The sequence below is a fragment of the Agrobacterium vitis genome, from assembly GCF_014926405.1.
In the GTDB taxonomy this organism is placed as follows: domain Bacteria; phylum Pseudomonadota; class Alphaproteobacteria; order Rhizobiales; family Rhizobiaceae; genus Allorhizobium; species Allorhizobium vitis_H.
In genome coordinates, this window is record NZ_JACXXJ020000005.1 from 3,397,335 (window position 1) to 3,410,828 (window position 13,494).

The 13,494-nt window shown below is 57.8% G+C and carries 9 protein-coding genes, 1 pseudogene and 1 riboswitch; of the genes and pseudogenes, 5 read left to right on the top strand and 5 right to left on the bottom strand.

Features of this window, described 5'->3' with window-relative positions:
- Nucleotides 1-44 precede the first annotated feature (44 nt).
- Nucleotides 45-356, top strand: coding sequence for a (2Fe-2S)-binding protein (locus IEI95_RS27065; RefSeq protein WP_041698275.1), 312 nt, complete (start codon nucleotides 45-47; stop codon nucleotides 354-356).
- A 445-nt stretch (nucleotides 357-801) separates the two neighbouring features.
- Nucleotides 802-1,287: a bacterioferritin gene (gene bfr, locus IEI95_RS27070; protein WP_015917506.1), complete on the top strand. Its 486-nt coding sequence runs from the start codon at nucleotides 802-804 to the stop codon at nucleotides 1,285-1,287.
- 68 nt (nucleotides 1,288-1,355) lie between these two features.
- On the opposite strand, the gene htpG is transcribed toward bfr, so the two are convergent.
- Complete coding sequence (gene htpG, locus IEI95_RS27075) at nucleotides 1,356-3,287, bottom strand: molecular chaperone HtpG (RefSeq protein ID WP_156538231.1); 1,932 nt, start codon at nucleotides 3,285-3,287, stop codon at nucleotides 1,356-1,358.
- Between the two features lie 485 nt (nucleotides 3,288-3,772).
- Here htpG and IEI95_RS27080 point away from each other — a divergent pair, with 485 nt between their 5' ends.
- Nucleotides 3,773-4,630, top strand: a complete 858-nt coding sequence (locus tag IEI95_RS27080; RefSeq protein WP_015917504.1) for an RNA polymerase factor sigma-32 — start codon at nucleotides 3,773-3,775, stop codon at nucleotides 4,628-4,630.
- Nucleotides 4,631-4,765: 135 nt separating this feature from the next.
- Here the strand turns inward: IEI95_RS27080 and IEI95_RS27085 are convergent.
- From IEI95_RS27085 to thiB, 4 genes and pseudogenes are all read right to left on the bottom strand, one after another.
- A pseudogene (locus IEI95_RS27085) lies at nucleotides 4,766-6,233 on the bottom strand (M48 family metalloprotease).
- A gap of 435 nt (nucleotides 6,234-6,668) precedes the next feature.
- A complete protein-coding gene (locus tag IEI95_RS27090) occupies nucleotides 6,669-7,418 on the bottom strand; it encodes a thiamine ABC transporter ATP-binding protein (protein WP_156538230.1) in 750 nt (249 codons plus the stop codon).
- Nucleotides 7,415-9,043 (bottom strand): thiamine/thiamine pyrophosphate ABC transporter permease ThiP, encoded by a 1,629-nt coding sequence (gene thiP, locus IEI95_RS27095; RefSeq protein WP_156538229.1) that lies wholly within the window; start codon nucleotides 9,041-9,043, stop codon nucleotides 7,415-7,417. The genes IEI95_RS27090 and thiP overlap by 4 nt, the downstream gene beginning before the upstream one ends.
- A gap of 8 nt (nucleotides 9,044-9,051) precedes the next feature.
- Nucleotides 9,052-10,062: a thiamine ABC transporter substrate binding subunit gene (thiB, locus tag IEI95_RS27100; protein WP_156538270.1), complete on the bottom strand. Its 1,011-nt coding sequence runs from the start codon at nucleotides 10,060-10,062 to the stop codon at nucleotides 9,052-9,054.
- 69 nt (nucleotides 10,063-10,131) lie between these two features.
- Nucleotides 10,132-10,240: riboswitch (TPP riboswitch) on the bottom strand.
- Nucleotides 10,241-10,585: 345 nt separating this feature from the next.
- Between thiB and IEI95_RS27105 the strand changes: the two genes are divergently transcribed.
- Nucleotides 10,586-11,227: a hypothetical protein gene (locus tag IEI95_RS27105; RefSeq protein WP_194417228.1), complete on the top strand. Its 642-nt coding sequence runs from the start codon at nucleotides 10,586-10,588 to the stop codon at nucleotides 11,225-11,227.
- A gap of 120 nt (nucleotides 11,228-11,347) precedes the next feature.
- On the top strand, nucleotides 11,348-13,120 hold the full coding sequence (locus tag IEI95_RS27110; RefSeq protein ID WP_194417229.1) for an ABC transporter ATP-binding protein/permease: 1,773 nt from the start codon (nucleotides 11,348-11,350) through the stop codon (nucleotides 13,118-13,120).
- Nucleotides 13,121-13,494: the final 374 nt, after the last annotated feature.

Here is a 13,494-nt window from a genome sequence, read left to right on the forward strand (position 1 = left end):
AAACGAGAGAGTAGATGTCATGTTTGTTTGACGGGCTGAAGCCGATGCTGGTGTGCAGTTGCAATTTCATCACCGAGAAAGAAATCCGCGACACGATCACGGAATTTCTTGAGCAGGACTGTTGGCAGTTGATTGTGCCTGCAAAGGTCTATCACGCCATGGAAAAGCGTGGTCGCTGTTGTGGGTGTTTCCCGAATGTCGTGGATATCATCGTCTCGACGACCCAGGCCTTTCACGCTCAGCGCAATAGCGATGGCGAAAACCTGGTGAATTTCATGGAGCGCTTGAAGCGTTTCCAGGAAGAGCAGAAGAACGAACTCATCGAACGCCGCAATCGCATCAGTCGGACAGCCTAACGGGCGTCTGATCTGGGGGCGGACCTATTGCATAATGTCCTACTGAAATCGGAATTCATTTAAGACATTATCGAGCAGATATGAAGAGCGACATTGAGCCTTTATGCGCCATATATGGCGCAAGGGGCTGTCGCTATTGCCCCAATTAACCTCGTTGCAGCGTGAACCTTGCCTTTTCAACCCCGCTTCGCGCGGGGTTTTGCGTTTCTACGGAACGCATAACCGGTTCGGTGGAATCCGGGCTTTCTTCAATCTTTTTGGAATCATTCTAAGATAGCGCTCGACTTGACGGTACAATCCTGCTTTTATCACGACATTACCGGTGCAAATCGCGAGAGCGAGGTGCAGTGGATTGTAATCTATCAGGCTGCATGGATAATTCTGGTGATCATTCAAGATCTCGGCAATTCTCTGTGCCGGTCACTGTCAAAATAGGGGTCCGCCGATGAAGGGCGATGCAAAAGTTATTGAACGTTTGAACCAGGCTTTGTTTCTGGAGCTGGGTGCCGTCAACCAGTATTGGCTGCACTACCGTCTTCTTGAAGATTGGGGCTATACCAAGCTTGCAAAGAAGGAGCGCGCTGAATCCATCGAGGAAATGCAGCACGCCGACAAGCTGGTCGAGCGCATCATTTTCCTGGAAGGCCACCCCAATCTTCAGACGCTGGCGCCCTTGCGCATTGGCCAGACGGTCAAGGAAGTTCTGGAGGCCGACCTGGCTGGCGAATACGAAGCCCGCACGGCTTACAAGGAATCCCGCGACATCTGTTATCAGGCTGGTGACTATGTCACCATGAAGCTGTTCGAACAGCTGCTGATGGATGAGGAAGGCCATATCGACTTCCTCGAAACCCAGCTCGAGCTGTTCTCCAAGCTTGGCGCCGAAAAATACGGCCAGCTCAACGCTGATTCCGCCGACGCTTCGGAATAAAATTCCCTCCATGAAAAAGGCCCGGTTTGCAGGTGCGAACCGGGCCTTTTTTCGTTATTCTTCACTTATCAGGCGCGAAGCGCCTTTTCGAACAGCCGTCCCATGCGCTCCGCAAAGGCCCGGGCGTCGGCTGGCTTTTCACCGTCGAGAATGCGGGCCTGATCATACAGCAGGTGGATCGCGTCATTTTGCAGGGCAGGCGTATGCTGGGCACCCGCCATGGCCTTCACCAGCGCGTGATCGGCATTCAGCTCCAGCACCGGCTTGGAGGTCGAGGCAAGCTGGCCTGCTCCGGCCAATATTTTCTCCAGTTGACGGTCATAACCGCTTTCCGGCGCAACGAGGCAGACGGGGCTTTCCGTCAGCCGGTCTGAGGCGCGGACATCGGCAACCAGATCTTTCAACTGCTCCTTGGCGAGCGCCAGAAAGCCGGCAATATCGGCTTTTGCCTGGTCGTTGCTATCCTGGTCGCTATCAGCACCGGCGTCGGCCTTGGCGAATTTGGTAAGGTCGGCTGCCCCCTGGCTAACGGATTTGAAGGTCTTGCCCTCAAACTCCGGGGCATTCATCACCCAGAAACTGTCGATCTGGTCTGAGAGCAGTAGAACCTCGATGCCACGAGCGCGAAAACCTTCCAGCTGCGGCGAGGCTCTCAGCTGTTCGATGTTGCTCCCGGCCAGGTAATAAATGCTGTCCTGTTCCGGCTTGAGGTCCTTGAGATAGTCGGCAAGGCTACGCTGGTCGTCGCCTGATGTCGTGGTGCGAAAACGGGTAAGTCCCAGCAATTGGCTGCGCCGTTCGAAATCCTCATAGAGCCCTTCTTTCAGCACTGCGCCGAAATTTTCCCAGAGCGTCTTGTAGGTTTCCGGCTCGTTCTGGGCCAGTTTTTCCACGGAGGTCAGGATGCGATTGGTTACTCCCTTGCGGATCGCCGACAGGATCGGGCTTTCCTGGATCATTTCACGCGATACGTTCAGCGGCAGGTCGGCGGTATCGACCAGCCCGCGCACGAAGCGCAGGTAGCGTGGCAGAAGTTCGGCATCGTCGGTGATGAAGACCCGCTTCACATAGAGCTTGATGCGGCCTTTGCGGTCGGGATCAAACAGGTCGAAAGGGGGTGTGCCGGGCACGAAGGCAAGGGCGGTATATTCATGCCGGCCTTCGGCGCGGAAATGCACCGTCAAGGCCGGTTCGTCATATTGACCGGCAATGCCGCGATAGAAATCGGCGTATTCCTCTGTGCTGATCTCCGTTTTCGGGCGGGTCCAGAGTGCAGTGCCTTCGGTGATCCGGGTTGGTTCGTCGCCGGGCTTTTCAACCAGGGTGATCGCAACCGGGACATGGCCTGACTGCTGCTTGACGATTCGCTCGACGCGGGCGCGGGTGGCATAGTCCTTCGCATCCTCCATCAGATGCAGAGTGATGCGGGTGCCACGGGCTGGTGCGCTCTCGGCATCGATCTCGCTGATGGAGTAGCTGCCCTTGCCATCGGAGGTCCAGGCCCAGGCCTGCGTCTCCCCGGCACGGCGCGTTACCACATCCACCTTATCCGCCACCATGAAGCAGGAATAGAAGCCGACACCAAACTGGCCGATCAGCTGGGCATCCTCGCCGGTCTTGCCTGCTTCAGCCTTGCTGGCCTCGATCCGCTCCATGAAGGCACGGGTTCCTGAGCGGGCAATGGTCCCCAGCGCCTCGATCAACTCGGCCCGGCTCATGCCGATACCATTGTCTTCGAGGATCAATTGCCTGTTATCCGCATCGAGCCGCAGCTGGATGCGGGGATCGGGATCGCTGGTGAGAAGGCCCGGCGTGGTAATCGCCTCATAACGCAGTTTCTCGCAGGCATCAGCGGCATTGGAAACCAGTTCCCGCAGGAACACATCCTTATCCGAATAGACCGAATGCACCATCATATGCAGAAGGCGCGCCACATCGGCTTCGAACACATGTGATTCTGGCGTAGTTTCGCCCGGCTTTTCGGCTGTTTCTGTCGACATTGTAACTCCCGTATCACGTCAGGCAGCATGCCTGGACGGGCACTGCGACCTGTCCCTCAGCATGCGGCAAAAAGAGTATTTTGCTGGCGTCGCAAAGGGTGTCCCACCTGCGGCCCGCAACCGCCTTCAGGTGGCGAAAGATCAGGTGAAATTCAAGAGCCGAGATGTTGGCGGGATGATCGACATTCGATTTTTTGCGCTGCGCAGACCCATTGATGCGCGCGGATGCGGGTATCTTGGGCGCGCAACAGAATTTGTCCAGCCCTATAGCTGGAACATTCCGCAGCTTTAAGCGTTACAGCGACGTTGGTACGGGCAAAACACCATCTCATGACTTAGAACATTAGTTAAATCTACAAAAGATATGTCGCGCAGTGATCCGTTTGGCAAGTCCCATCGTAAAAGAATGAAACATTCATTGCCGTGGTTTGAACCTTTAAATTGCTCTCGACGCGGCGCGTGGTGCCGTGCGAATGGAGGTCGTAATGAATTCCCTGCAGGCCGATAAGAAGCTCATCAGGATTGCAATGGCCGCACCGTATCTGGAGCGCCAGGAGGAGCATGATCTGGCGGTACGCTGGAAACATGGCAACGATCAGGTGGCCCGAAACCAGATTGCCCATGCCCATATGCGGCTGGTGATTGCCATGGCTTCCAAGTTTCGTGGCTTCGGCCTGCCGCTCGGCGATCTCATTCAAGAAGGCTATATAGGGCTGCTGGAAGCCGCGGCAAGGTTTGAACCGACCCGCGATGTGCGTTTTTCGACCTATGCCGGTTGGTGGATTCGCGCCTCCATGCAGGATTATATCCTGCGTAACTGGTCCATCGTGCGCGGCGGCACCAGTTCCTCCCAGAAGGCACTATTTTTCAATCTGCGCCGGTTGCGGGCAAAGCTTGCCCAGGGCGATCAACGCTTGACCGATCAGGCCATCCACCAGGAAATCGCCACCGCGCTTGGTGTCAGCCTTGCCGATGTCCAGTCGATGGACGCCCGGCTCTCTTCCAATGATACCTCCCTGCAAGCACCGATTTCCAACAATGGTGAAGAGGGTGCCGAACGGCTGGATATGCTGGCCAGCGATGAGCCGACACCGGACGAGCAGGTGACGGATATGATCGATACCGAGCGTCGCCTGGATTGGCTGCGCGGCGCCATGGCCCATCTGAATGAGCGTGAAATGCGCATCATTCGCGCCCGGCGACTTTCGGAGGATGGCGCGACACTTGAGGAACTGGGCTGTGAGCTTGGTATTTCCAAGGAACGGGTGCGCCAGATTGAGACCCGGGCGATGGAAAAGCTGAAGGTCGCGCTGGTTCAGGCCAATCCGCAGATGGTGGCCTGAACAGACCCAATAGATCGAACCAAATCTCTACAGCCTCCTTTGTGCGTTTTATAAAACGCACAAAGGAGGCTGTAAGACTTTAAATCTGCTGCATAATTCCTTAAATCGCTTCCGATTTAAGGAATTATGCATAGGTTATTCCGAGACGATCTTGACCCGGCTGCCGAGCGCGGGGCTTTGACCGGCGGGAATGGCATTCAACACCTTGAACAATTCCAGCTTTCGATCCGTTCCCATCATCCTGGCCGACAGGCTGGCCAGCGTGTCGCCTTGTCCAACGGTGACGACCCGGACGCGCAGTGGTTTCAGCGTCTTGGCTTCCTCGGGTGTGATGCGCCGAAAGGTTTGGCGCAGAAGATCGGATGTCGGCGCCAGCTGGTCGCTGCCTTTTGGAACGGCGGTCAGGAAGCGGAAAATCTGATTGCCCAGCCGCACCACGGTGACGTCGAAATCCCAGCGATCAGCCGAGGCCCTGGCGGTCGCGGCCTCCATGCCATTGATCTTGGTTTCGTGAATGCTGTCCGGCAACAGGCCGGTGACCCAGCCGCTGGAAATATAGTTGGTCAGGCTGCGGTTCTGAGTATCGGCCACGCCGTCGAAGCGGATGGCGACATCGCCCGGCCCGGTGGCCATGACCGCCTCCACCTTGTTGTCGATCTGAAAACCGTCTGGCACGTCGAAGCGAATGCCGAGGCCGCCATGCAGGAACGTGTGGCCACGGACATAGCCCTCCTGCGGGCTGTCGCCATACAGCATGCCATCGATGCCATCGAAAAAGTAATCGCGGCCCTTGTCGCCGGTCGATCCGTCAGGCCCAAAGGCGCGGGCATGGTCGCGCGCCAGTTCCACCCGCTGCGGTGTGCTGGGGTGACTGGACAGGAAGTCCATGCTCTGGTCGGCATTCGGGTCGGATGAGCTGTAATGCTGGTAGGCGGCCATGGAATCCAGGAAGCGCGCCGCCGCATAGGGATCGTAACCTGCTTCGCCCAGCGTGCGCACCCCGATCGTATCGGCCTGCAATTCCTGCTGGCGTGAGAAGGCGGCCAGCCGCAGCTTGCCACGGGCCAAGGCCTGCTTGCCAGCCAGATCGCTGGACAGGACTTCGGCCACCACCCGGCTGGCAATAACCTCGGCTTCTTCGCGCCGCTGGCGCTCGATGCCATGATTGGCGGTGACATGGGCCATTTCATGCGACAGCACGGCGGCGACTTCCGAAGCGTCATTGGCCAGCGCCAGCAGGCCACGGGTGACATAGAGATAGCCGCCCGGCAGGGCAAAGGCATTGATAGCCGGAGAATTCAGAATGGTGATGCGATAGGACTGCTGCGGGTTTTCAGAAACCACCGTCAGGGCACCGGCAATTTTTGCCACCAGCCGTTCGGTTTTTTTCGTCGTGATATTCGCCGCCATAGCTTGCCACGATACGGGGATGCTCACGCGCACCCATCTGGGCACGGGGATCGTCCTTCTGCACTTCCTGAACGATCTGCGGCGAAGACGAGGGCGAGATGTTCGGCTGATAGGACTGCTCTACCATCGACTGGCAGCCGGCAAGCGACAGGGCAGCTATAAGGCCGAGGCTCGCTTTTAATCCAGGGCGCATTTTTCCCGCCACCATTCGCGTGGTTTGCCAGGTGCCTTGCTGTGCAGGGGCCATCAGGATCATATTGCAGCGCATCCTAGAAACGTCTTCGTCCCCTTACCTGTTCAGTCACACCCGCCATTTCGCTGATATTGCGATGCGGGACGTGTCACGATTTTCATCCAAATCCTTAACAGCATATTATTGATTTGGATAAAACTGCGCATCGCACAAGATCAGCCAATTGGATAAGAAAATGTTAATGATCGCATTCATTTGTGCTTTGTATGCATCACGCCATGCCAGCTGGTCGCGTCGAAATCATGGCCTTATACCAAGGGTCATCGAAAATGGCCCCTGGTCCTGCTTTTGCAGATATCTCAAACCTCTGATGCATTTGAGATATTTGGCCTTTTTTGAGGGCGTGGATGTGGTCCCCGTCTTCGAGACTTCCTGTTAAAACCGGTCGCGATCATGAAAGGGACCGAGAAAGGTCTTGAGGGCGGCTGGGCCTTCGCCGGAAAGGAAGGTTTTTGCGTCGCAATGCATTGAAATGCGGCCTTGATCCAGAAACAGCACATCATCAGCCAGGCGCCGCACATCCTGGGGATCGTGGCTGACGATCAACACGCTCTGGCCGGTTTCGCGGTGCAGATCCAGCAGCAGATCGGCCATGCTGGCGCGCAGGCCAGGATCGAGGGCGGCAAAAGGTTCGTCCAGCAACAACACCGGCTTGCGCCGGACCAGCGCACGGGCAAAGGCGGCGCGCTGCTTTTCTCCGCCGGAAAGCGTGGCGGGCTTGCGCTTGTCATAACCGCCAAGTCCCACTCTTTTCAGTGCCTCGCTCACCGCCAGCCGATCCGCCGCGCCAAGCCGCAGAGACGGATCGATGCCAAGGCCGATATTGGCGGCGAGATCGAGATGGGCAAACAGGTTATGGTCCTGGAACACCAGGGAGACCGGACGTTTGGCGGGGGGCAGATCGGTGATGTCTTCCGAGCCAATCCGGATGCGGCCCTGATCGGGCGTCTCGAACCCGGCAATCAGGTTCAGCAAGGTGGATTTGCCTGAGCCGGACATGCCGGTGATCGCCGTGATCTTTCCAGACGCGATCTGATCGTTGAACTCAAAACGCTGGTTTCCCAGACGCAGTTGCACCGTGTCGAGGACAATTGCGGCATCGGGGATAGTGGCCGTCTCGCTCAAGGTCGCTCCTCCGGTTTGTCAGCACTTGAGCCGCCCGCCGTTCCAATCATGGTCAGCACAAGGCAGACAAGGCCGAGCAGCAGGGCCAGACCATCGGCATCGGCGGTGCGGTAGCTGCCCATCCGGCTATAGATCAGCCACGGCAAAGTCGCCAGATTGTTAGCGCCGAACAGGGCCACCGCCCCAAGGTCTCCAAGCGATAGCGCCATGGCAAAGGACAGGGCCGTCAGGATCGGACGACGCAGGCCCGGCCAGTCGATATGGCGGATCTTGGCCAGTCCGCCAAGGCCGAGGCTTGCAGACAGGCGCGCTGTGCGCTGGTGATGGGTGGCGATGGCCGGTGCCAAGACCCGCATGGTAAAGGGCAGCGCCATGATCGCGTTGATCGCCACCACCACCGGCCCGGCAAACCCTGCCGCATTGCCCATCTGGCGCAGCAGCAGGAACCAGCCGGTGGCCAGCACGATGACCGGCACCAGCAGCACCAGCGAGGATGTTGCGCCAATCAGCCGGGAAAGAGTGGTTGCGACCAGGGTTTTTTGCCGCAGGCCGGATAGTGCTGTCCTGGCATTGATGAAGAGGAGGCTGAGACCCAGCGCCAGCAGGGCGGCGGGAAAGGCGATCGCAAGGCTAAGCCCGCCAGCCCGCCAGACCGAGGGATCATCAAGCAGTTTTAGGAGATCGGCTTTAACGCCAGCAAAAGCGATAGTGGCAAGGGGCGTGACCAGGAAAAACAGGGCAAGCAGCAGCACACCCCCATCCCAGGCCCGCGTTGCCAGTCCCTTGCCATCGAGCCGCAGCACAGGTCTTTCATCGGGCAATGCCTGGTCGTCCGGTGCCGGAAACATCGCCAAAAGGCCAAGCAACAGAGCCGTGACGGCCAGTTGCAGGGTGGCCAGGGATACGGCCAAGGGCGGATCGAAATCAAACCGCAACGCCTGATAGATCGCCACTTCCAGCGTGGTTGCGCCCGGCCCGCCGCCCAGCGTCAGCACCAGCGTGAAACTCGTGGCGCAGAGCATGAAGATCAGCCCGGCGATGCCGGGAAGTAAGGGGCTGAGGGCTGGCCATTCGATCATCCGGAAAATCGCAACCGGACCCATGCCAAGACTGGCCGCCATGCGCCAATAATCCGGTGGCACCCGCTCCAGCCCGGCAAGCAGCAGGCGGCATGCCAAGGGCATGTTGAAAAACACATGGGCAATGAGGATGCCGGTCAGGCCGTAAATGCTGACCGGTGTCTGACGGCCGAGCAGCGCCAGCAGATCATTGGCAAACCCGTTGCGGCCCCAGATACCGATCAGGCCCAGCGCACCAATCAGCACCGGCAGGCCCATGGGCAGCGCCATCAGCCGGATCAGCCAGCGACGGCCCCAGAAATGCCGTTGCCGTGCTATCGCCAGCGCTACCGGCAGGGCAAAGACAAGAGACAGCAAAGTCGATAGCCCGGCCTGCACCAGGGTGAAGCGCAGGATGGACAGGGTGTAACTGTCCAGCGCCAACGGCACGTTGTCGCCAGTTGCCACCAGCAAGGCGGTGATTGCCAACCCGATAAACGCAAAAAGCCCGGCAAGGCCAATGACCCCACCGGCAATCGGCAGCAGGTTTTGACGTGCTAGAGCCATGGTTGGCCTTACTTAGCCGCCATTGCCGCCTGCCATTCCGCAATCCAGGCCTTGCGGTTGGCGGCAACCTCCTGCGGGCTCATCAGGAAGGTCTTGGCTGGCTTGACCAGACGGTCGAAAGCCTCTGGCAGCGGGGTCGAGGTCTTGGTGACTGGCATCATCCAGTTGTTGGTGGGGATCTCATCCTGGAAGCCTGTCGTCAGCATGAATTTCAGGAAATCCTCGGCCAGTTGTTTGTGCTTGGCGCCTTTCAACAGTCCTGCCACTTCGATCTGAATATAATGCCCTTCCGAAAAGTCTGCGGCCTGATAACGGTCGGTGTTTTCGGAGACCATGTGATAGGCGGGCGAGGTCGTATAGGAAAATACCATCGGCACTTCGCCCTTGGTAAACAGGCCATAGGCCTCCGACCAACCGGGGGTGACGGTCAGCACCCGGTCTTTCAGTTTTGCCCAGGCGGCGGGTGCGTCCTTTCCATAGACCGACTTGACCCAGAGCAGCAGGCCGAGCCCCGGTGTCGAGGTGCGCGGGTCTTCGATGACGATCTTCTGGGCAGGGTCCCCTTCCACCAGTTCCTTCAGGCTTTTGGGCGGATTTTTTATGGTCTGGGTGTCGTAGACGACGGCGAAATGTCCGTAATCATAGGGCACGAACATATCGTCCTTGAAGCCGCCAGGCACCTGGGCCGCCGACGCATCGATGCCGTGGGGGGCGAAAAGCCCGGTCTGTTTGGCTTCCTCGGTGAGATTGGTGTCCAGCCCCAGCGCCAGATCCGCCTCGCTGGAAGCGCCTTCCAGCTTCAGCCGGTTCAGCAGCGCCACGCCATCTTCCAGTCCGACGAACTTGACGGTGCAGCCGCAGGTCTTTTCAAACGTGGCTTTCACCTTCGGCCCCGGTCCCCACTCGGAAACGAAGCTTTCATAGGTGTAGATGGTCAGTACCTTGTCTTCGGCCTGGGCGGCGTGCGTGCCAATGGCGAGAAGCGTCAGTAAAGCGGTTGCTGGGATGGACAAGAACATGCGTGGGGACTGGTCAGCCATGGCTTTTCCTCTTTAATGTCAATAGCGCGAGACGGGAAAAGGCGGTATGGCAGCCGCGCATCTAATCCCTCCGCCGGTGTTAGCCGGATCAGGTTCCGCGGGTTGGCGGCGTCGCCTCTCAGCAATGGCAGACACCATTGCACCCCGTTAGATCTCCAGGAGGTTTAGCGGTGGGGAATGAAACTGACAAGGGGTGATTGGGTGGGACGGTGAGTGCCCCTTCATTGATCTTGGAGGGTCAGTGGATTTCAATCGTCACGGATCAGTATCGTCATTCATATTGCGCCGAATTTGACGCAAATGAGATATTTTATTGACGCCATGTCCTGCCATCTGGCTTACTGCGGCTCTTAAGCTTTGAAAAGTATACGCTTGCTTGCCTTGGTTGATGGAGGAACATCGCATGCCATTGGAAAAAAGTGATATTGATTTTGTCTGCAACAGTGTGCGGTTTACCGGCAAATACACAGACCATGGTCAGACATGGTCTGACCTGCAGATCATGACGCTTGCCAAGGCAAGAACCATGGATAAAGGCGGTCGGGCAGAACAGTTCCTCAATCACTATCTGGCGGGCTCGGGTGAGCCGATCCATTTCTCGCTTCGGACATTGATGGAAGAGGACCCCGGTGTACGGGCGCGAATATTTGGCGCAGTCAATGCGGCGCGGGCGCCGTTGAAAAATTCAAAAGGGGAAAATTCAAGGACTGCGCCAATCCTGTCCCCGTCATCTCACCCTGCCTCTTCCGGCATCGTGGATATTCCGCAAACCAATTTTCGAAATCACGATTGGCAGTTTGCGACGGGCTCATTGAATGTGAACTGGCAGTTTATTGAAGAAATCAATCGCAATGGCGTTATTATGATGAAAGTCGAGGTCTGGACGACCAACATCTATCGTTGGCATCCAGAGGATGATCGACGGACACAATGCGTGCATGAGGCGGCCGCCAATCTTCAACATCCCAAGCAGGAAAGCTATTTTCCGATTGATGATCGTATCCACGGATCTGGAATGCTTCCTGGCATGGTGACGCCGAATTATTCCAAGAAGAAGACCACGAACTATAAGCCAGCCAAGGATTTTCTGATGGTGGCCAAACCCGAAGCCGTGCTTATTCCCAAGGTGGCGCCTCCGCGTTGATCTTGTGCGGTTCAGCGGACGGGGATTTCTCTAAGGCTTTTTATGGTTGGGGAGTAGCACAACAGCGCTATCGCGGGCATGATGGGAAGCAGAACTTCTTTTCATGGCCGATCACCACTGATGACCGCATCCAAGACCACACTTCCGGACAACGAACCCGCCGCGCCGGACCTGACATTTGCCGAACAGATGCGCATGGCTGGCCAATCCTTCTGGTCCAGCCATGTCAGAGGGCGCATTCTGCTACTGGCGCTTTCGTTGCTCGCGGTCATTCTGCTTTTGACCTACGGCCAGATATTGCTCAACCGCTGGAACCAGCCGTTCTACAACGCCTTGGAAAATCGCGATCTATCCGCGTTTTGGCAGGAGTTGCGCAATTTCTTCTTTATTGCGGCCTTTCTGCTGGTCATCAATGTGGCGCAGACCTTTTTCAGCCAGATGACCGCGCTGTACATGCGCGAGGGATTGGCCCGCGATATGGTCGATCAATGGTTGAAAGGCAGGCGTGCCTATCGGCTGTCGGTGTCCAGCCCGCTTGGCGTCAATCCAGACCAGCGCCTGCATGAAGATGCGCGCAAGCTGGCGGAATCGACGACGTCGCTCACCGTTGGGCTGGTGCAATCCACCATTCTGCTCGTCAGTTTCATCAGCGTGCTCTGGAAATTGTCCGGGGATTTTTCGCTGACCCTGTTTGGCCACCAGATCGCTATTCCCGGCTATATGGTCTGGGCGGCGCTGATCTATGCGGGTGGGGCGGCGGTGGCCAGCAATCTGGTCGGCGCGACGCTGACCCGTCTCAATGCCACCCGCTATGCCCGAGAGGCCGAGCTTCGCGCCGCCCTGATGCGCAGCAACGAGCATCTGGAGCCGATTGCGCTGGCACGTGGCGAGGATGTCGAGCGCGCCCAGATCCATGCCACCATTGACCGGGTGCTGGCGATCATTTCCAAGCTGGCGCTGGCGCTGACCAATCTGACCTGGGTGTCGGCGGCCTTCGGCTGGCTGGCGCTGATCGTGCCGGTGCTGATTGCTTCGCCAGCCTATTTTGGCGGCACGATGACCTTCGGCGGCCTGATGATGGCGGCCTCGGCTTTCACGCAGGTCTATACGGCGCTGCGCTGGTATGTCGATAATTTCGGGGCGATTGCGGATTGGAAGGCGACGTTGCTACGGGTGATGGTGCTGCGCGCCGCCCTGATCGAACCGGCGCTGACCGAGACGGTGGAAGGCCAGATCCGGGTGGAGGCCGGAAAGCCGGGCGAACTGGCTTTCGAGGATGTCTATATCCGCACCCCCGTCGAGGCTGAGGCCCATTGGGGCGGTTATCATCTGAAAGAGGACAATCCCGTCATCCTTGCCGGTGAACATGTGATGGTTAACGGCGATCCCGGCATCAACCGGCGGCAATTCTTCAATGCCATCGCCGGACTCTGGCCCTATGGCGAAGGCTTGATCCGTCTGCCGCAGGAAGATCATATCCTGTTCGTGCCTCAGTCCCCCTATCTGCCGGAGGGACGATTGCGCGACATTCTGGCCTATCCTGAGGATGCCTCCACCTATGGTGAGGAGGCTATGGCGCTGGCGCTGAAGACGGTGAAACTCAGCCGCCTTGCTAGCGCGCTGGACGAGCGGCAGCGTTGGGACCGGGTGCTGGACAAGGATGAGCAGATGGCGCTGGCTTTTGCCCATATCCTGTTGCGCAAGCCTCATTGGGTGGTGTTCAACGATGTGCTTGATGGGTTGGAGCCGGAAACGGCGACGATCCTGACCGGCGTGATGACGCAGTTACAGGGGGCGACGCTGATCTATATCGGTCGCGCCCAAGGCTTTATCGATGCGGTATCGCCGCGCATCCTGCATCTGGAGCGGATGGACGTGCCGGTGCCGGAATAGGCCTGCTCGACGGCTTAAGGCCTGAAAGCGGGCATCATCTCGTCCGATTTAAGGAATTATCCAGTAGACTCTCTGCCCGCAGAAGCTTACTGCATAATCTTTAAACCAGATATGGATTAAAAAAGCGAAATTGCGCGCCAAGCAGACTGTGACATCGCCCTTGGGGCGCTCTGCACAGGCGCTCGCAATATCAGAATTCATTGGGCCGTTTTCCGCGTGCCGCCGCATCATGCCAATAGCCGTTAACAATGGCAGTCGGTATTCCGTTGCGACTATCTCAAGCCTTCAAGGCACTTGGGATGGTCGTTTTTTTTTCAAGGCAGGGATGCATGTGCGTCTTCGGGCCTTGCTATAACACAAAAGAGACAGAGCAT

Coding starts and splice junctions, on each gene's coding strand:
- thiB (WP_156538270.1), bottom strand. CDS start 10,062: ATGTTCTTGTCCATCCCAGCAACCGCTTTACTGACGCTTCTCGCCATT.
- htpG (WP_156538231.1), bottom strand. CDS start 3,287: ATGTCGACAGAAACAGCCGAAAAGCCGGGCGAAACTACGCCAGAATCA.
- IEI95_RS27080 (WP_015917504.1), top strand. CDS start 3,773: ATGAATTCCCTGCAGGCCGATAAGAAGCTCATCAGGATTGCAATGGCC.
- IEI95_RS27105 (WP_194417228.1), top strand. CDS start 10,586: ATGACGCTTGCCAAGGCAAGAACCATGGATAAAGGCGGTCGGGCAGAA.
- IEI95_RS27110 (WP_194417229.1), top strand. CDS start 11,348: ATGACCGCATCCAAGACCACACTTCCGGACAACGAACCCGCCGCGCCG.
- IEI95_RS27065 (WP_041698275.1), top strand. CDS start 45: ATGCTGGTGTGCAGTTGCAATTTCATCACCGAGAAAGAAATCCGCGAC.
- thiP (WP_156538229.1), bottom strand. CDS start 9,043: ATGGCTCTAGCACGTCAAAACCTGCTGCCGATTGCCGGTGGGGTCATT.
- bfr (WP_015917506.1), top strand. CDS start 802: ATGAAGGGCGATGCAAAAGTTATTGAACGTTTGAACCAGGCTTTGTTT.